The sequence below is a fragment of the Streptomyces sp. NPDC017529 genome, assembly GCF_044329785.1.
In the GTDB taxonomy this organism is placed as follows: Bacteria; Actinomycetota; Actinomycetes; order Streptomycetales; family Streptomycetaceae; genus Streptomyces.
This window is the reverse complement of the sequence record NZ_JBIRJY010000008.1, coordinates 125,731-143,691: the sequence shown is the minus strand read 5'-3', so window position 1 is coordinate 143,691 and position 17,961 is coordinate 125,731. Positions and strand designations below refer to the sequence as shown.

Below are 17,961 nucleotides of genomic sequence, written 5' to 3'. Positions count from 1 at the left end.
GCGTCAGCGCGGGGCAACCGTGCAGGTGTGCGTGGTGCAGGCGGTTCCGGGGGTGACCCGCAGCCGCAGGGACGGAGCGGTCTCCAGGACCTCGATGGCGGGGTCGGCGGTGAGCACGGCCCGCGCCGGGCGGTCCCAGAAGACCTCGAACGGTACCCCTGTACGCGGTGGCTCGGCGACACACAGTGACGCGATCGGGCCGCCCCGGTGCCCGTACGCGGCCCGCTGCCGCCGTTCGCGCACCAGGACGCTGGCGGGCGCCGTGACGGCCAGGCCGCCCGCCGAACCGGCCTGCCAGAAGTTGGCGGCGACCAGGCCGAGCGAGGGGACGGCGACGGCCTGCCGGGCGCCGGAATTGGCCGGAACGGTCAGCCAGTGGCGGTCGGCGGCACGGGCGGCGAGGGCGCGCGGGCCCGCGCCGGGCATCAGCAGGTACGCGTACGCGGCGTCCTCCGGGTCGGTGCCGTGGTCGAACCAGAGGGTCAGGTAGCGGCGGGTGTACGGGTCGGGTGAGCCGCCGGTGTTGATGTCGCTCCACGAGCCGGTACGGGTGTCGCGCAGCGCGCGCGGGACCGGCCCTTTGCCCGCGCCGGGCAGGCGGGGGAAGACGTACCCGCCGTGCCCCGCCAGGTGCATCCAGCGGGCGCGCGGGAACGACAGCGGCCTGCCGGGTGCCGCGGGCTGCCGTACGCCGTCGACGGTCAGCACGTGTGTCCCCGACGCGCCGAGGTTGCGGTTGTCCACGATCGTCTCGGCGGGCACGCCGTCCCGGGAGGTGATGCCGGCGCCGAGGCAGATGACGCAGTCCGCGACGCAGAACCACGACTTCTTGGCGCGCAGGGTGGCGGACAGGCCGCGTACGTCCTGCCCGATGGCGGCGAACTCGCCGTCCGTGGTCCCGCCGACCCACGTCGCCGCGGGCTTGGGCGCGCCCCAGCCGCCGCCCTCGTTGTCGGCCAGCCGCTTGGCGGACACGGTCGTGCCGGGCAGCCGGTACGGGTCGACGGTGGGCCAGAACGCGTCGGTGTACTGGTCGCCGCCGAAGTCGCGGCCCCACCAGTAGAGCATCCCGGCGCCGGTGTGCCAGCCGCGCGGGTTCTCGCCGTTGCCGTTCTCGTAGTACGTGATGCGGCGCGAGGCCATGGCCAGTCCCGCGGCCCAGCCGGGGCGGCGGTGCACGGCCCGGTCCATGGCCGGGAAGAGCCGGTGGCCGACGGGCTCGGGTGCGACCGGGCCGCCGTCGTCGGCGATCGCCTTCAGTCGCGCGAGGTCGGCGACGTCGAACTGCCGGTCGGCGAGCACCGGGTGGCTCGTGTCGCGCCGGATCCAGCCCCTGACCAGCGCCTGCCAGCGCTCCCTCGCCTCGGCCCCGGCCCCCTCCCCCAGCAGGGCCACGGCGGCGACCAGCGCGTGACCGTGGAAGTGGTCACCGCGCAGCACCCGGCGCTCGTCGGCGCGCAGGTAGCCCCGGCTGATGGCGCGCCCGTTGACGCTGTCCATCATCAGGCCGTTGTACAGCAGGGGCGCGTAGGCGTGTTCCACGCTGTCGAAGATGATCCGGCGTGCGGGGTCGGTGACGGCCCACTCGGACCCGCCGAGCAGGGTGAAGAGGCGGCCGAGGCCGTCGAGGAGGACGAAGCCGTAGGTCCCCGAGTAGGCGACCCAGGTGTGCTGGATGAAGGAGCCGTCGGCATAAAGGCCGTCGCCCGCGGTGACGTACGGGAAGACCGGCGAGAGGGCGTCGCGGGCCAGCGCGATCTTCGCCGGGGCGCGGCCGAGGATGCCGCGCAGCGCGACGACGCGGCACAGGTCGACGCGGTTGGCGCCGGTGCTGGTGCCGCTGTAGTCGCCGAGCATGGCGTCCGGGACGAAGTGGTCGACGGCGGCCAGATACCGGGCCCGCCGGTCGGCGCCGAGCTGCTCGTAGAGGACCGCGACGGTGTCCAGGAGGAGCCGGGGGCTGCCGATCTGCCACTCCCACCAGTTGCCGTAGCGGGTCGTGCCGGAGTGGTAGACCGTGTCGTGCACGTGGTCCAGGCCCCGGACGGCGTCGGCGGCCAGGCCGGTGTCGCCGGTCAGGCCGGTGCCGGGCTGGGCGTACGCCTGGGCCATGGTGGCGAGCCGGCTGTAGCTGCGGGTGATGCCGGCGGGCGGGTCGAAGGGGCTGTCGGGCCAGAGCGAGCCGGCGTCCGGGCGCATGGCGGCGCGGAAGCCGCGGGCCAGCTCGCCGGTCTCCTGGAGGCGGGCGGCGTACGGCGCGGCGCCGGGGTCGAAGCCGGTGCCGAGCTGGATGCCCAGCCAGCGGCGGCGCAGGGTCTCGTACGGGTCGTCGGCGGCGTGCGCGGGCCCGGCGAGCGCGGGTGCCAGCGCCAGTCCGAGGGCTCCCGCGCCGGAGCGGCCGAGGAATCCGCGTCGGGACCAGACGGGGGAAGGCGGCACGGTCCCTCCTCTCCGTGAACGTCAACTGCGTACGGATACAGCCTGGTTGACCGGTGTCCGACGGTCTAGCACGGGCCACCGCACCCCGACAATGCCCATGACATGTCCGCCCACGGGACACCCGCGTCCATCTCTCCCCCGTACCCCAAATGTTGAAACTTGAACTAGATAGCGCTACGCTCGATCTCGTTGAAGGTTAAACAAACCTCTCGCCCGCCCCGTCTTCGAGGAGGAGCCATGGCTCTGTTCCACCGCAAGCGCAGCACCACCGCCGACGCCGGCCGCGCCACCACCCGTGCCACCGCCGTTCTCGAAGCGGACCCGGCACTCGCCGCGCTGACCGGCGACTACACGATCGACCCGGCCCACAGCCGGATCGGCTTCACCGTCCGGCACGCCATGGTCACCAACGTCCGCGGCTCCTTCGGCGCCTACGAGGGCAGGCTGCACCTGGACGGCAGCGACCCGGCCCGCTCCACCGCCGCCCTGGACGTCGAGACCGCCTCCGTGGACACCGGCATCGCCGACCGCGACGCCCACCTGCGCGGCACCGACTTCTTCGACAGCGACGCCTTCCCGCTGATGACGTTCCGCTCCACCGCCGCCGGGCAGGTGGACGCCGGCACCTACCGCGTCACCGGCGACCTGACGATCAAGGACGTCACCCGTCCGCTCACCGTCGACCTGGAGTTCCAGGGCGCGGCCACCGACGTGTACGGCGCCGAGCGCGTCGGCTTCGAGGGCAGCGCCGAGATCCTGCGCTCCGACTGGGGCCTGACCTGGAACGCGGCGCTGGAGGCCGGCGGCGTGATGGTCAGCGACAAGGTCAGGCTCACCTTCGACATCTCCGCGGTCAAGGCCGCCTGAACCCCGGCGGCGCCTCCCGCCCCGCACCCCGCGGCCCCGCACCGGCTCCTCCCCCAAGGAGACCGGTACGGGGCCGCGGTCCTCTTCCGCGCCCGGCGGCTACTCCTGCGGCTCGACCCCGGCCCGCATCAGGCCGTACGCGTACGCGTCGTCCAGGGCCTGCCAGGAGGCCGCGATGACGTTCTCGGCGACGCCGACCGTGGACCACTCGCCCTGCCCGTCACTCGTGGAGACCAGCACGCGGGTGATCGAGCCGGTGCCCATACGGCCCTCCAGGATACGGACCTTGTAGTCCACCAGCTCCAGCCCGGCCAGCTCCGGGTAGATCCGCTCCAGGCCGACGCGCAGCGCCCGGTCCAGCGCGTTGACCGGGCCGTTGCCCTCGGCGGTGGCCACCAGCCGCTCACCCTTGGCCCACAGCTTCACCGTCGCCTCGTTGGCGTGCGTGCCGTCCGGCCGGTCCTCGACGATCGCCCGCCAGGACTCCACCTGGAAGTACCGGCGCGGCTTGCCCTCCACCTCCTCGCGCAGCAGCAGCTCGAAGGAGGCGTCGGCGGCCTCGTACGTGTACCCCGCCAGCTCGCGCTCCTTGACCCGCTCCACCACCCGGCCGACCAGCTCCCGGTCGCCGCTCAGGTCGAAGCCCAGCTCCTTGCCCTTGAGCTCGATCGAGGCGCGGCCCGCCATGTCGGAGACCAGCATCCGCATGGTGTTGCCGACCAGGGCCGGGTCGATGTGCTGGTACAGGTCGGGATCGACCTTGATCGCGGAGGCGTGCAGCCCGGCCTTGTGCGCGAAGGCGGAGACGCCGACGTACGGCTGGTGCGTGGACGGCGTGAGGTTGACGACCTCGGCGATGGCGTGCGAGACGCGGGTGGTCTCGGCCAGCTTGCCCGCGGGCAGCACCCGGCGCCCGTACTTCAGCTCCAGGGCGGCCACGACGGGGAAGAGGTTGGAGTTGCCGACCCGCTCGCCGTAGCCGTTGGCGGTGCACTGCACGTGCGTGGCGCCCGCGTCCACCGCGGCGAGGGTGTTGGCCACGGCGCAGCCGGTGTCGTCCTGGGCGTGGATGCCCAGGCGGGCGCCGGTGTCCGCGAGTACCGTCCGCACCACGGCCGTGATCTGCGCGGGCAGCATGCCGCCGTTGGTGTCGCAGAGCACCACGACGTCGGCGCCGGCCTCGCTCGCGGTCCGTACGACCTGCTTGGCGTAGTCCGCGTCGAGGGCGTAGCCGTCGAAGAAGTGCTCGCAGTCCAGGAAGACCCGGCGGCCCTGCTCGCGCAGGTAGGCGACGGTGTCCCGCACCATCGCGAGGTTCTCCTCCGGCGTGGTGCGCAGCGCCAGCTCCACGTGCCGCACGTGCGACTTGGCGACCAGCGTGACGACCGGGGCCTGCGACTCCAGCAGGGCCGCGACCTGCGGGTCGTCCTCGACCCGTACGCCCGCCTTGCGGGTGGCGCCGAACGCGACCAGCCGGGCGTGCCGGAAGTCGATCTCCGTACGGGCCCGCTCGAAGAACTCGGTGTCCCGGGGGTTGGCGCCGGGCCAGCCGCCCTCGATGAAGCCCACGCCGAAGTCGTCCAGGTGCCGGGCGATCGTCAGCTTGTCGGCGACGGTCAGGTTGATGCCCTCGCGCTGGGCCCCGTCGCGCAGCGTCGTGTCGAAGACGTGGAAGTCGTCGGGCAAGGAGGGTTCGGGTGCGTCCGTCATGCTGGTCTGGCTCCTGTCGGGTCTCGGTTTACCGGAATAACCGGTTCCACCGCCCCCTCGTGGCCCTCGCGCTTCGCCGCCGGTGCTGGGTGGGCCGGAAACGAAAAAACCCCTCGCGGATGCGAGAGGTCTGCGCGCGGGTCTGGGACGACGGCGACCACGCCGTACGCGGTACGTACGGGTGGTCACTGCGGACCGGCGCGCCTGCTGCCAATAATCATGGCGAACGAGAGCATGGGTGGCAGTTTGCCATAAGCCTCCGAGAGGCGGGCGGACGTCTCACAGTGCGGGCCACCGGGGGCGGCCCGCACGGTGCCCTCAGACTCCGGACGGGCTGGAAACGTGCGTCTCCTCGGCCGGCTTGACCCGGTTGAGGTCGATCGTCTTCGTCTCACGCATCGTGATGTAGACAATCAGGGAGACGGCCGCGCAACCGGCCACGTACCAGTAGTAGCCGGACTCCATGCCGCCCTTCTTGAACCACAGGGCCACGTACTCGGCCGTGCCGCCGAAAAGGGCGTTGGCGATGGCGTACGGGAGGGCGACGCCGAGGGCGCGGATGCCGGTGGGGAAGAGTTCCGCCTTCACGCACGCGTTGATCGAGGTGTAGCCGGTGACGACGAGCAGCGCCAGCAGCGAGAGGCCGAGCGCGGGCCAGAAGCTGCCCGCGTGCTGGAGGAGGGTCATGATCGGCACGGTCAGGAAGGTCGAGCCCACCGCGAAGGTGATCAGCAGCGGGCGGCGGCCGATGCGGTCGGAGAGCCGGCCCGCCAGCGGCTGGATGCACATGAAGACGAACAGCGCGCAGAAGCTGACCAGCGAGGCGGTCGGCTTGGCCATCCCGGCGCTGCCGGAGAGGTACTTGGTGAGATAGGTCGTGTACGTGTAGTACGCGACGGTGCCGCCCATGGTGAGGGCTATGACGAGGAACGCCTCGCGCTTGTGGGCCCACAGCGCCTTGACCGTGCCGCGCGCCGGGTCGCTGTGCGCGCTGTCGTCCTGCGCGTACACCTCCGTCTCCAGCATGTTGCGCCGCAGGTAGAAGACGATGGCCGCGCCGAGCGCGCCGATGATGAACGGGATGCGCCAGGCCCAGCTGTGCAGCGCCTCCTCGGACATGGTGCGCTGGAGGACGATCTGGAGGCCGAGTCCGAGGAGCTGGCCCGCGGTCATGGACACGTACTGGAAGCTGGAGGCGAAGCCGCGCCGGCCGGGCGCGGACGCCTCGGTCAGGTAGGTCGCGCTGGCCGCGTACTCGCCGCCGACCGAGAGCCCTTGCAGCATGCGGGCGATGAGCAGCACCGCGACGCCGCCGTACCCGGCCACCGCGTAGGTCGGCGCGACGGCGATCAGGATGGCCGAGGCGGACATGAGCGTGACGGTGAGGGTCAGCGCGGCCTTGCGGCCCTGGCGGTCACCGACCCGGCCGAGCAGCCAGCCGCCCACCGGCCGCATGAAGAAGCCGACCGCGAAGATGCCCATGGTGTTCATGAGGTTCGCGGTGTCGTTGCCCTTCGGGAAGAAGGAGTCGGCGAAGTACACCGCGAAGCTGGCGTACACGAACCAGTCGAACCACTCGACCATGTTGCCGGCCGAGCCGACCCAGATTTTCTTCCACTGCTCTCGTCCCATGACGGATCACGGTCGCCGACGCGGCCCGCCGCGGCAAGGGCACGGCGAGCAACGATCACGCTTCGTTACCTGCGGCGTATGCGTGCGGCGGCTCCCGCAGCGGACGTGCCGCAGGAACACGTCGGTCTCGTGGTTGGTGTCACCCGCGACCACGTCGTCGAGGCGCGACTCGAAGACGGCCGTGCGGCCGTCGGCACTGAGCAGCGGGTCGGTGGAGCCGGAGGTGGCGGGCAGGCCGTCGGCGGTGGTGTCGATCTGCAGCTGCTCGCCGGTGCGCCGGTCGTGGAGGCGGATGTCGGCCCAGCTCCTCCTTCTCCGGCGGGACGGCGCCCTGCGTACCCGCATAGGCGACATAGCGGCCGTCGGCCCTGCGCCGGAGCGCCAGGGGATACCACCGCATCAGCGGCGACAGGGTCAATGCGCTCTTTTCCGTACAACCCGGGCCGCACGCCGGACGTACATGGCCGGCCGTCACTCCCCCGTCGCGGGCAGCAGCGCCTCGTCCAGGAACTCCCCCACGTGCCGCAGCGCCTGCCCCCGGTCCAACCCAGGGAGGCCGACGACGAGGTGTGTGCCGAACCCGTCCAGCAGCGCCCGCGTACGGGTGGCGAACCGCTCCGCGTCCACCGGCCGCAGCTCGCCCTTCGAGGCGCCCTCGGCCAGCAGCGCCACCAGGTCGCGGTGCCAGGCCAGTTCCAGGTCGAGCTGACGCTCGCGGGCCGCGTCGTCCGCGTACTGCGAGCGGTTCCACACCTCCAGCCACAGCGTCCAGCGCGGGTCGCGGCGCCCCTCGGGGAGGTACAGCCCGGCCAGCGCGTCGAGCCGTTCGCGGGCCGGTACGCGGCGGGCCAGCTCGGCCCGGCGCCGGGCGCCCAGTTGCTCCTCGCTCCATTGGAGGGTCTGGAGCAGCAACTCGTCCTTCGTGCCGAAGTAGTAGAGGATGTGCCCGCTGCTCATGCCGACCTCGCGGCCCAGCCCGGCCATGGTCAGCCGGTCCAGGCCCGCTTCGGCGATGGTGGCCATGGCCGCGGCGAGGACCTGCTCGCGGGGCCGGGTGAGCCGCTGCCGGGGTCGGCGGGCCGGTCCGGGCACGGGAACCTCCAGATCGTCACACGGTGCCCACCTTGGGCTGCTGCTGGGTGATGCAGTGGATGCCGCCACCCGCTGCGAAGATCGTACGGGCGTCGACGAGCGTGACCGTCCGCCCGGGGAACAGCCGCCGGAAGATCTCCGCGGCCTGTTCGTCGCGCGGGTCGCCGAACCCGCACAGCACCACGCCGCCGTTGCACAGGTAGTGGTTGATGTACGAGTAGTCCACCGGCTCGCCGTCCGCCTCGGCGACGGCCGGCGCGGGCACCTCGACCACCTCCAGCCGCCGGCCGCGCGCGTCCGTCGCGGAGCGCAGCAGCCCGGCGATCTCCTCGCACACCTCGTGGTCGGGGTGGACCGGGTCGGGCTGGGTGTGCGCGACGACGACGCCGGGCCGGGCGAACGCCGCGACGATGTCCACGTGCCCGCGGGTGCCGAACCGCCCGTAGTCGGCGGTCAGTCCGCGCGGCAGCCAGATCGCCTTCGTGGTGCCGAGGCAGGCATGGATCTCCGTCTCGACCTCCTCGCGGGTACGGCCCGGATTGCGCCCGGGGTCGAGCTGCACGGTCTCCGTCAGCAGGACCGTCCCCTCGCCGTCCACGTGCAGTCCGCCGCCCTCGTTCACCAGCGACGACCGGTACGTACGGGCCCCGGCCAGCCCGGCCACGTACCCGCCGATCTCCGCATCCCGCTCCCAGCGGGCCCAGTCCTGGCCGCCCCACCCGTTGAACACCCAGTCGGCGGCGGCCAGCCGTCCGGTCCCGTCCGTCAGGAACGTCGGCCCGATGTCCCGCATCCACGCGTCGTCCAGCGGCCGCTCGACGACCTCGGCGCCCGGCCCGAGCAGCCGCCGCGCCCCGTCCCCCTGCCCGGTCCCCGCCACGACCGTGACCGGCTCGAACCGGCGCACGGTCCGGGCGACGGCGGCCCAGGCCTCCCGGGCCCGCGCCAGCACCTCGCCGCCTTCCTCGCCGAAGGTGGCGTTGGGCCCCGGCCAGGCCATCCAGGTCCGCTCGTGCGGCTCCCACTCGGCAGGCATACGGAAGCCGTCGGCGGCGGGGGTCGTCATGGGTTCCTCCGGGGTCGTTTAGTGCGTCACTCTAACTCCACATACGGCATGGGAGAACCATTGAACGAGAAACCTCGTCGGATACTTTGAGTGGCACTCAACTACGCGGACATACGAAACGGCCGCCCGGCAGGGAGCCGGACGGCCGTTTTCGGAGGCAGGTCGTGGATCAGCCCAGGGGGTGCATCCAGCCGTGGGTGTCGGGGGTGACGCCGGTCTGGAGGTCCAGGAGGGCCTTGCGGAGCTTCATGGTGACCTCGCCGGGCTTGCCGTCGCCGACGGTCCAGTTGGCGGCTTCGGACTTCACGGAGCCGACGGGGGTGATGACGGCGGCGGTGCCGCAGGCGAAGACCTCGGTCAGCGAACCGTCCTCGGTGGCGGCCCGCCAGTCCTCGACGGAGATGCGGCCCTCGGCGGACTCGTAGCCCAGGTCGGCGGCGATCTTCAGGAGGGAGTCGCGGGTGATGCCGGGGAGCAGGGAGCCGGACAGCTCCGGGGTGACGATCTTGTTCCCGTACACGAAGTACAGGTTCATGCCGCCCATCTCCTCGATCCAGCGGCGCTCGATCGCGTCCAGCCACACGACCTGGTCGCAGCCGTGCTGGGCGGCCTGGGCCTGGGCGACGAGGGAAGCGGCGTAGTTGCCGCCGGTCTTGGCGGCGCCGGTGCCCCCGCGCACGGCGCGCACGTACTCCTGGGAGAGCCAGACCGAGACCGGCTGCACGCCGCCGGAGAAGTAGGCGCCGGCGGGCGAGGCGATCACGATGAAGAGGTACTCGTTGGCGGGCCTGACGCCCAGGCCGACCTCGGACGCGATCATGAAGGGACGCAGGTAAAGCGATTCTTCACCGGTGGCGGGCACCCAGTTCTTGTCCTGCTTGACGAGGGCGTCGCAGGCTTCGACGAAGGTCTCGACGGGCAGCTCGGGCATGCCGAGGCGGCGGGCCGACGCCTGGAAGCGCCTGGCGTTGGCGTCCGGGCGGAAGGTGGCGACGGTGCCGTCGGGCTGGCGGTACGCCTTGAGGCCCTCGAAGATCGTCTGCGCGTAGTGCAGCGTCATGTTGGCCGGGTCCATGGACAGCGGGGCGTACGGAACCAGCTGGGCGTCGTGCCAGCCGCGGCCCTCCGTCCACTTGATCGTCACCATGTGGTCGGTGAAGTAACGGCCGAAGCCGGGGCTGGCCAGGATCCGCTCCCGCTCCGCATCGGAGAGCGGGTGCGAGGAGGGCTTGAGCTCGATCGTGGGCGTCGTCATGAGTGCGTGTCCTTCACCGGTGAGGTTGTGGGGCCGCGCTCACGAAGTCCTTGTCGGTACAGGACATCCGGGATTCCCCTCGTACAGCGGCTCCACGTTCGATTATCGCTCCCGTACGCGCGGGGACGGAAATGCCGTGGTGCCCGGAGAGCGGACGCCTTGGTTCCGAAGGCGGACCCGTGTGCGGCTGCCAGGGGTCGATGGTCGCACCCAACCCGGCGGTAGCACAGTCGTGAGAATGCCGTACAGCGCCGGGCGGGAACGGCCCGGCGCTGTCGGTCGCGCGTGTTCGCGTGCCGAGCGGCGGGCCTCAGCCGGCTACTCGCGTGGCGAGCGCGTCGCCGATCTCGCCGGTGGTGCGGGTGGCCTCGTCCCGCGCCGCGAGGTCGGCGGCGACGGCCTCCTCGATACGGGCCGCCTCGGCGTCGTAACCGAGGTGGCGCAGCAGGAGGGCGACGGACAGGACGGTGGCCGTGGGGTCGGCCTTGCCGGTGCCCGCGATGTCCGGCGCGGAGCCGTGCACCGGCTCGAACATGGACGGGAAGGCGCCGGTGGGGTTGATGTTCCCGGAGGCGGCCAGGCCGATGCCGCCGGTCACGGCCGCGGCGAGGTCGGTGAGGATGTCGCCGAAGAGGTTGTCGGTGACGATCACGTCGAAGCGCTCGGGCTGGGTGACGAAGAAGATCGTCGCGGCGTCGACGTGCAGGTAGTCGGTGGTGACCTCGGGGTACTCCTCGCCGACCTTGTCGAAGATCTTCTTCCACATGTGGCCGGCGTGCACCAGGACGTTGTTCTTGTGCACCAGCGTCAGCTTCTTGCGCGGCCGCGCGTCGGCCCGCTCGTACGCGTCCCTGACCACCCGCTCCACGCCGTACGCGGTGTTCAGGCTGACCTCGGTGGCGACCTCGTGCGGGGTGCCGGTGCGCAGGCTGCCGCCGTTGCCCGTGTAGGGGCCCTCGGTGCCCTCGCGGACGACGACGAAGTCGATGTCGGGACGGCCCGCGAGCGGCGTCGCGGTGTTCGGGAAGAGCTTGGAGGGGCGCAGGTTGACGTAGTGGTCGAAGGCGAAACGCAGCTTGAGCAGCAGACCGCGCTCCAGGACGCCGGACGGCACCGACGGGTCGCCGATCGCCCCGAGCAGGATGGCGTCGTGGTCCTTGAGGGACTCCAGCTCCGCGTCCGGCAGGGTTTCGCCGGTGGCGTGCCATCGCCTGGCGCCGAGGTCGTACTCCGTGGTTTCCAGCTTGACGTCCTGCGGGAGGACCGCGCCGAGGACCTTCAGTCCTTGGGCCACGACCTCCTGGCCGATACCGTCACCGGGGATCACTGCGAGGCGAATGCTGCGAGACATGGCTGGACCCTACTCTCCGTCCCATTTCTTGACACGTACCGTCCGGCATACGGACACATGAGCAGGCGGACACCTGCCGTTCACCCGCAGGGCCCCGGCCCGACGAACAGGAATGCGACGTTGCGCTCCATGGACACACCACGCGTGGGCATTCCCGAACCGCTCGCGAGCCGGATGAGCATGCCCGAGCAGCACGAGTACCTCCGTACGAAACTGACCCGCCGCGGACTGCTGCGCACCTCCGCCGCGACCGCCGGCGCCGTCGCGGGCGGCGGCCTGCTGGCGGGTCCGGCCCAGGCCGCCTCCCCCACCCTGCTCTCCTCCCCCGCCACCGGCGCCGTGCACGGCTCGCTGGTCGCGCCGTTCGGCCGGCACCTGGCCTTCGGCGCGGACCCCAGGCACCAGATGCGCGTCTCGTGGCAGGTGCCGTTCGCGGTCAAACGGCCGTTCCTTCGGGTGGGGCTGCGGCCCTGGGACCTGAGCCGGAAGATCCAGGCCGAGGTACGGGAGCTGCACACGCCCGCGCTGAGCAAGAAGCTGCCCGCGGTGGACCAGTACTACCTGCACGCGGCGCTCGACGGCCTGCGCCCTGGCACCACGTACTACTACGGCGTCGGCCACGCCGGCTTCGACCCCGCCGACTCCCGGCACTTCGGCACCCTCGGCACCTTCCGCACCGCACCGGCCCGCGCCGAACGCTTCGTCTTCACCGCCTTCGGCGACCAGGGCGTCAGCTACCACGCGCTCGCCAACGACCAGCTCATCCTGGGCCAGAACCCGTCCTTCCACCTGCACGCCGGCGACATCTGCTACGCCGACCCGAACGGCACCGGAACCGACCAGGACACCTACGACGCGCGCCAGTGGGACCAGTTCCTCGCGCAGACCGAGACGGTGGCCAAGACCGTGCCGTGGATGGTGACCACCGGCAACCACGACATGGAAGCCTGGTACTCCCCCAACGGGTACGGCGGCCAGCGCGCCCGCTGGAGCCTGCCGGAGAACGGCCCGGACGCCGAGCAGGCACCGGGCGTCTACTCCTTCACGTACGGCAACGTCGCCGTCGTCGCGCTCGACGCCAACGACGTCTCGTACGAGATCCCCGCCAATCTCGGCGTGACCGACGGCAAGCAGACGAAGTGGCTGGACCGGAAGCTGGGCGAGCTGCGCGCCGCCCGGGACATCGACTTCATCGTCGTCTTCTTCCACCACTGCGCCTTCTCCACCACCAACTCGCACGCCTCCGAAGGCGGAGTGCGCGACGCCTGGCTGCCGCTCTTCGAGAAGCACCAGGTGGACCTGGTGGTCAACGGCCACAACCACGTCTACGAGCGGACCGACGCCCTCAAGGGCGGCCGGGTCTCGAAGAAGGTGCCCATCGGCGAGACGGTGGACTCCTCGCGCGAGGGCATCGTGTACGTGACGGCCGGCGGCGCGGGCAAGTCGCTGTACGACTTCCCGGTGCCCGACAGCTACGAGGGCCACGTCCGGGACCTCGACCACGTGGACACGTACCACTGGGCCGAGGGCAAGGTGAAGGTCAAGGAAGCCGTGCAGTGGTCGCGGGTCCGCTACACCGGCTACTCCTTCATCGCGGTCGAGGTGCTGCCGGGCCACCGGCCCCGGATGAAGGTGACGGCCCTCGCCGAGTCGGGCGAGAGCATCGACCGCTTCGAGGTCACCCGGCGTCGCTGACGCGGACGGGGCGGGCGCATCCGCGCCCGCCGCTCGCCGGACGGCTCCCGGGCTCAGTGCCCGGTCGAGCCGCCGTTGTCCCGGCGGTCGAGCGCCCGCTGGAGCGCCGCCGCGGCGTTCTTGCGGTCGGCTTCGTTGGTCTTACGGGCGGAGTGACGGATCCTGCGGACAGCGGTCTTGGTCATGATGCGCCTCCAATGCCAAAGCCCCGAGAAGATGAACGGAAGCGTCCTTCCGGAAACGGCCGACAGACGCGGGGGCCGCGGCATCAGCAGGGATCACCTGCGCGCACACACCGGGCCGCACCCGCCGCCGCTCGATCGAGCGGAACGTTCGGCTCCTACAAAGCTAAGCCAGCATCGCCGTGCTGTCTGCACAATTACTTGGCCTTCCTACTATCTGAGACAGGCCCTGGCCTGAGGTGCATGTTCGAGTGATCGACCGAGGCCGGCGGACCGGGGTACGTCCGGGGGCGAAGGGGTCACCGCGCGACGAAGGCCGCGACCGGCGAACGCGGGGCCTAAACCGCCCAATCTGTCAACATAGAGCCGATCCGGACATTCGTGGTCGAATTTTAGCCTGGGGCACCGAAGAAGATTGCCACCTACAGCGGCTTTACAGGATCGTCTTTTTGTCAGCACGAGGCAGCCTTAGCCGGTTGCCGCGTGCCCTCCCGGTTCGACATTCGAATTAAGGAGAACCCCCGTGATTTCCAAGAAGAAGAGGGTCGGACGTTCCGTCGCCGTGGCATTCGCCGCGGCCGCCGCGTTCACCATGGCCATGCCGACGGGCAACGCCTTCGCGATCGACAAGGTCGAGTGCCGCGGCGGCGAGAACTTCCTGAAGATCTGGTCGCACAGCGGCGGCCGCCAGAGCGTGGACTGCTACGCCAACCGCGGGCGGACCGACTTCGGCGGGTGGTGGGTCGACAAGATCTCCACGGGCAACAACGACCTGATCTACTACGACGCCAACGGCGATTCGGTGCGGGTCAACCGCTGGACCGAGATTTCCTTCCCGAACCGCCCGCCCAAGGTGAATTCCATCGAAATTCTGTGACACCTTGACGGCCCGGCGCCCCGGAACGGCCATTTTTTCTGACTCTGGCCATTCCGGGGCGCTATCACTTTTCGGGCGGGTGCCGGAATTCGCCGGGTGGCCGGCGGCTGCCCGTCCGGGTGATCGTCAGACGATCTGCCACGGTGGGTGACACGCCTCCGTAGCGTGATGGCGTCGCTTGTGCCACGGGGCCGGGCGCGCCCACACTTGAGGAGGAGGTGCTACGTCATGACCGCTCTTGCCCACGAGGCCCCTTGCGGCGTCGATTCCGAACCGACCGACCAGGGGGCACTCAGGCCAGACCTGGACGAGGTCCTGTGGCGGGCGTGGGAAGCCATGAAACTCCCCGAGGGCTATCACGCCGAGATCGTCGAGGGGTTCATCGAGGTGTCGCCGACTGGTTGTCACAACCACGCAAGGACCAGCAACAGGCTGCGGGAGGAGCTTCTCCTCTACCTCCGGGAACAGAGCAGCGACTACACCGTCTGCAATGACATGAACGTCCTGCACGGCCGCAAGGTCTTCATCCCGGACGGTCTCGTCGCCCCCCGGGACGACGACGAATTCCTCACGGACAACGGCCTGGGCATCGACGCCCGCGGGGTCCCGCTCGTCATGGAGATCGTCTCTCCCGGCCACGACAGCACCACTCGCGACCGCGTCCGCAAGCGCCGCGCCTACGCCCGCGCCGGTATCCCCGTCTACGTCCTCGTCGACGCCCACAACGACGGCGGCACCGTCACCGTCTTCACCTCCCCGGTCCCGGACAAGGCGGACTACAGGGCCGAGGCCCGCGTCCCCTACGGCACCGACGTCACCATCCCCGAAGGCCCCGCCAAGGGCTTCGTCATCGGGGAGGCGATCACCGGCCCGCCACGCAGCGGCTGACTCCACGCCGACGGCCCGGCACCCCACCGAAGGGGCGCCGGGCCGTCCGCATGGTGCCGCCGGCGCGTCAGCCCATGTGGGGGTAGCGGTAGTCCGTGGGGGCGACCATCGTCTCCTTGATGGCGCGGGGCGACATCCAGCGGAGCAGGTTGAACTTGGAGCCCGCCTTGTCGTTGGTGCCCGAGGCGCGGCCGCCGCCGAAGGGCTGCTGGCCGACGATGGAGCCGGTGGGGCGGTCGTTGAGGTAGAAGTTGCCGGCCGCGAAGCGGAGCTTCTCGGACGCCGCGACGAGGACCTGGCGGTCCTGGGCGAGGACGGCGCCGGTCAGGGCGTACGCCGAGGCGGACTCCATCTGCTCCAGCATCGCGTCGAAGTCGGCGTCCTCGTAGACGTGGACGGCGATGATCGGGCCGAAGTACTCGGTCTTGAAGACCTCGTTCTCCGGGTCCGAGCAGGCGATCACGGTCGGGCGCACGAAGTAGCCGACCGAGTCGTCGTACGTGCCGCCCGCGACGATCTCGCAGGTCGGGTCCTGCTTGGCGCGGTCGATCGCGGCCTTGTTCTTGGCGAAGGAGCGGTCGTCGATGACGGCGCCGACGAAGTTCGACAGGTCGGTGACGTCGCCCATCGTCAGACCCTCGACCTCGGCGACCAGGTCGTCCTTGAAGCCGTTGTCCCAGATGGAGCGGGCGATGTAGGCGCGGGAGGCCGCGGAGCACTTCTGGCCCTGGTACTCGAACGCGCCGCGGGTGATGGCGGTCTTCAGGATCGCCGGGTCGGCGGTCGGGTGGGCGACGATGAAGTCCTTGCCGCCGGTCTCGCCGACCAGGCGCGGGTAGGACCGGTAGTTGGTGATGTTCTCGCCGACCGACTTCCACAGGTACTGGAAGGTGGCGGTGGAGCCGGTGAAGTGGACGCCGGCCAGGTCCGGGTGCGGCAGCGCGACCTCGGAGACCTCCTTGCCGTCACCGGTGACCAGGTTGATGACGCCCTTGGGCAGGCCGGCCTCCTCCAGGAGCTGCATGAGCAGGATCGCGGAGTGGGTCTGCGTGGGCGACGGCTTCCAGACCACGACGTTGCCCATCAGGGCGGGCGCGGTCGGCAGGTTGCCGGCGATGGCGGTGAAGTTGAAGGGCGTGATCGCGTAGACGAAGCCCTCCAGCGGGCGGTGGTCCAGGCGGTTCCAGACGCCGTTCGGCTGGACGGGCGGCTGCTCCTGGAGCAGCTCGCGCGCGAAGTGGACGTTGAAGCGCCAGAAGTCCACCAGCTCGCAGGGCGCGTCGATCTCGGCCTGCTGGGCGGTCTTGGACTGGCCGAGCATCGTGGAGGCGGCGATGGTCTCGCGCCACGGGCCGGACAGCAGGTCCGCGGCCTTCAGCAGGATCGCGGCGCGGTCGTCGAAGGACATGGCGCGCCAGGCCGGGGCGGCGGCCAGGGCGGCGTCGATGGCGTCCTGGGCGTCCTGGCGGGTGGCGTTGGCGTACGTGCCGATGACCGCCTTGTGGTTGTGCGGCTGCACGACGTCGAAGCGCTCGCCGCCGCCCATCCGCTTCTCACCGTTGATGGTCATCGGCAGGTCGATGGGGTTCTCGGCCAGCTCCTTGAGCTTGGCCTCCAGGCGGGCGCGCTCCGGGGAACCGGGGGCGTAGCCGTGCACCGGCTCGTTGTACGGGGCGGGGACGTGGGTCACGGCGTCCATGTCGGCCGTCTCCTTCGATCGGGGGTGTGCGGGTGCGTCAAGTTGTGGGGCGCCGGGCCGCGGGCGGCGGTCCGGCGCGTGCGGCCCGGCCGTGGCCGGGCGCCCGGCTCAGCCCTTGGTGACGAGCGAGCGCAGGAAGAACGCGAGGTTGGCGGGGCGCTCGGCGAGGCGCCGCATGAAGTAGCCGTACCAGTCCGTGCCGTACGGGATGTAGACACGCATCCGGTGGCCCTCCGCGACCAGGCGCTGCTGCTCGGACTCGCGGATGCCGTACAGCATCTGGAACTCGTACTCGGCGGGCTTGCGGCCGAAGCGGCGGCCCAGCTCCTGGCCTATCGCCACGATACGCGGGTCGTGCGACCCGATCATGGGGTAGCCCTTGCCCGCCATCAGGATCTTCAAGCAGCGTACGTACGCCTTGTCGACCTCCCGCTTGTCCTGGAACGCGACCGTCGCGGGCTCCTTGTAGGCGCCCTTGACCAGGCGCACGCGGGAGCCTTCCCCGGCGAGCGCGTGGCAGTCGTCCTCGGTGCGGAAGAGGTAGGACTGGAGCACGGCGCCGGTCTGCGGGAAGCGGGCGCGCAGCTCGCCGAGGATCGCCAGGGTGGAGTCGACCGTGGTGTGGTCCTCCATGTCCAGGGTGACCGTCGTGCCGGCCTCGGCGGCGGCCTCGACGACCGGCGTGACGTTCTTCAGCGCCAGCTCGTGGCCGCCGGGCAGCGCCTGCCCGAAGGCGGAGAGCTTGACCGACATCTCGGCGCGCTCGCCCAGGCCCAGGTCATTGAGGGCGGCGGTCAGCTGGAGGTAGGCGTCGCGGTTGCGCAGCGCCTCGGCGGGGTCGGTGATGTCCTCGCCCAGGTGGTCGAGGGTGACCTCCATACCGCGGTCCGCCAGGGACCGCACGGCGGCCATGGACGCGTCCAACCGCTCGCCGGCCACGAACCGGTCGACGACCGGGCGGGTGACCGGGGCGGCCGAGACGATACGGCGGATGCTGTCGCTGCGGGCTGCTGCGAGAAGCACGGGACCCAGCACGGGGCACCTCCACGATTCAAGATGACAATGCCGGGCGGGCGCCTGGCAGGCGGGCGCGACGGCAAGATGAGCCACCTGAAACTTAAGGATCTCGCTACTCGGCGGCCATCGACAGCTGTCTGGCCTTCGTGGCCGGCATCTCAGACAGATGTATGAGAATGGAGGAAGACCAC

At 70.9% G+C, this 17,961-nt stretch carries 15 protein-coding genes; 4 read left to right on the top strand and 11 right to left on the bottom strand.

Annotated elements, in window-relative coordinates; translation table 11 throughout:
* Positions 1 to 3: 3 nt before the first annotated feature.
* Positions 4 to 2,439, bottom strand: coding sequence for a polysaccharide lyase 8 family protein (locus ACH4K4_RS21960; RefSeq protein ID WP_398169368.1), 2,436 nt, complete (start codon positions 2,437 to 2,439; stop codon positions 4 to 6).
* Positions 2,440 to 2,676: 237 nt separating this feature from the next.
* Between ACH4K4_RS21960 and ACH4K4_RS21955 the strand changes: the two genes are divergently transcribed.
* Positions 2,677 to 3,306 (top strand): YceI family protein, encoded by a 630-nt coding sequence (locus tag ACH4K4_RS21955; protein WP_398169366.1) that lies wholly within the window; start codon positions 2,677 to 2,679, stop codon positions 3,304 to 3,306.
* A gap of 99 nt (positions 3,307 to 3,405) precedes the next feature.
* On the opposite strand, the gene cimA is transcribed toward ACH4K4_RS21955, so the two are convergent.
* The 7 genes from cimA to ACH4K4_RS21920 form a co-directional block, all read right to left on the bottom strand.
* Positions 3,406 to 5,016 (bottom strand): citramalate synthase, encoded by a 1,611-nt coding sequence (gene cimA, locus ACH4K4_RS21950; protein ID WP_398029071.1) that lies wholly within the window; start codon positions 5,014 to 5,016, stop codon positions 3,406 to 3,408.
* A 318-nt stretch (positions 5,017 to 5,334) separates the two neighbouring features.
* On the bottom strand, positions 5,335 to 6,648 hold the full coding sequence (locus tag ACH4K4_RS21945; protein ID WP_398169365.1) for an MFS transporter: 1,314 nt from the start codon (positions 6,646 to 6,648) through the stop codon (positions 5,335 to 5,337).
* Positions 6,649 to 6,654: 6 nt separating this feature from the next.
* On the bottom strand, positions 6,655 to 6,993 hold the full coding sequence (locus ACH4K4_RS21940; protein ID WP_398169363.1) for a hypothetical protein: 339 nt from the start codon (positions 6,991 to 6,993) through the stop codon (positions 6,655 to 6,657).
* A 126-nt stretch (positions 6,994 to 7,119) separates the two neighbouring features.
* A complete protein-coding gene (locus ACH4K4_RS21935) occupies positions 7,120 to 7,740 on the bottom strand; it encodes a TetR/AcrR family transcriptional regulator (protein WP_398169362.1) in 621 nt (206 codons plus the stop codon).
* Positions 7,741 to 7,756: 16 nt separating this feature from the next.
* Positions 7,757 to 8,806 (bottom strand): agmatine/peptidylarginine deiminase, encoded by a 1,050-nt coding sequence (locus ACH4K4_RS21930; protein WP_398169361.1) that lies wholly within the window; start codon positions 8,804 to 8,806, stop codon positions 7,757 to 7,759.
* Between the two features lie 169 nt (positions 8,807 to 8,975).
* Positions 8,976 to 10,061, bottom strand: coding sequence for a branched-chain amino acid aminotransferase (locus ACH4K4_RS21925; RefSeq protein ID WP_398169359.1), 1,086 nt, complete (start codon positions 10,059 to 10,061; stop codon positions 8,976 to 8,978).
* 310 nt (positions 10,062 to 10,371) lie between these two features.
* Positions 10,372 to 11,412: a 3-isopropylmalate dehydrogenase gene (locus ACH4K4_RS21920; protein WP_398169357.1), complete on the bottom strand. Its 1,041-nt coding sequence runs from the start codon at positions 11,410 to 11,412 to the stop codon at positions 10,372 to 10,374.
* Positions 11,413 to 11,541: 129 nt separating this feature from the next.
* On the opposite strand from ACH4K4_RS21920, the gene ACH4K4_RS21915 reads away from it, so the two are divergent.
* A complete protein-coding gene (locus ACH4K4_RS21915) occupies positions 11,542 to 13,107 on the top strand; it encodes a purple acid phosphatase family protein (protein WP_398169355.1) in 1,566 nt (521 codons plus the stop codon).
* Positions 13,108 to 13,160: 53 nt separating this feature from the next.
* On the opposite strand, the gene ACH4K4_RS21910 is transcribed toward ACH4K4_RS21915, so the two are convergent.
* Entirely contained in the window at positions 13,161 to 13,292 is a 132-nt protein-coding gene (locus tag ACH4K4_RS21910) for a hypothetical protein (RefSeq protein WP_398169354.1), read from the bottom strand.
* 520 nt (positions 13,293 to 13,812) lie between these two features.
* Here ACH4K4_RS21910 and ACH4K4_RS21905 point away from each other — a divergent pair.
* Together ACH4K4_RS21905 and ACH4K4_RS21900 are read left to right on the top strand one after the other, a co-directional pair.
* Positions 13,813 to 14,166, top strand: coding sequence for a beta/gamma crystallin domain-containing protein (locus ACH4K4_RS21905; protein WP_398169352.1), 354 nt, complete (start codon positions 13,813 to 13,815; stop codon positions 14,164 to 14,166).
* Positions 14,167 to 14,394: 228 nt separating this feature from the next.
* Positions 14,395 to 15,054: a Uma2 family endonuclease gene (locus tag ACH4K4_RS21900; RefSeq protein WP_398169351.1), complete on the top strand. Its 660-nt coding sequence runs from the start codon at positions 14,395 to 14,397 to the stop codon at positions 15,052 to 15,054.
* Between the two features lie 67 nt (positions 15,055 to 15,121).
* On the opposite strand, the gene pruA is transcribed toward ACH4K4_RS21900, so the two are convergent.
* Both pruA and ACH4K4_RS21890 read right to left on the bottom strand, forming a co-directional pair.
* Complete coding sequence (pruA, locus tag ACH4K4_RS21895) at positions 15,122 to 16,753, bottom strand: L-glutamate gamma-semialdehyde dehydrogenase (protein WP_398169350.1); 1,632 nt, start codon at positions 16,751 to 16,753, stop codon at positions 15,122 to 15,124.
* 108 nt (positions 16,754 to 16,861) lie between these two features.
* A complete protein-coding gene (locus ACH4K4_RS21890) occupies positions 16,862 to 17,788 on the bottom strand; it encodes a proline dehydrogenase family protein (protein WP_398169349.1) in 927 nt (308 codons plus the stop codon).
* Positions 17,789 to 17,961 lie beyond the last annotated feature (173 nt).

Coding starts and splice junctions, on each gene's coding strand:
- ACH4K4_RS21955 (WP_398169366.1), top strand. CDS start 2,677: ATGGCTCTGTTCCACCGCAAGCGCAGCACCACCGCCGACGCCGGCCGC.
- cimA (WP_398029071.1), bottom strand. CDS start 5,016: ATGACGGACGCACCCGAACCCTCCTTGCCCGACGACTTCCACGTCTTC.
- ACH4K4_RS21945 (WP_398169365.1), bottom strand. CDS start 6,648: ATGGGACGAGAGCAGTGGAAGAAAATCTGGGTCGGCTCGGCCGGCAAC.
- ACH4K4_RS21940 (WP_398169363.1), bottom strand. CDS start 6,993: ATGCGGGTACGCAGGGCGCCGTCCCGCCGGAGAAGGAGGAGCTGGGCC.
- ACH4K4_RS21930 (WP_398169361.1), bottom strand. CDS start 8,806: ATGACGACCCCCGCCGCCGACGGCTTCCGTATGCCTGCCGAGTGGGAG.
- ACH4K4_RS21925 (WP_398169359.1), bottom strand. CDS start 10,061: ATGACGACGCCCACGATCGAGCTCAAGCCCTCCTCGCACCCGCTCTCC.
- ACH4K4_RS21920 (WP_398169357.1), bottom strand. CDS start 11,412: ATGTCTCGCAGCATTCGCCTCGCAGTGATCCCCGGTGACGGTATCGGC.
- ACH4K4_RS21915 (WP_398169355.1), top strand. CDS start 11,542: ATGGACACACCACGCGTGGGCATTCCCGAACCGCTCGCGAGCCGGATG.
- ACH4K4_RS21910 (WP_398169354.1), bottom strand. CDS start 13,292: ATGACCAAGACCGCTGTCCGCAGGATCCGTCACTCCGCCCGTAAGACC.
- ACH4K4_RS21900 (WP_398169351.1), top strand. CDS start 14,395: ATGACCGCTCTTGCCCACGAGGCCCCTTGCGGCGTCGATTCCGAACCG.
- pruA (WP_398169350.1), bottom strand. CDS start 16,753: ATGGACGCCGTGACCCACGTCCCCGCCCCGTACAACGAGCCGGTGCAC.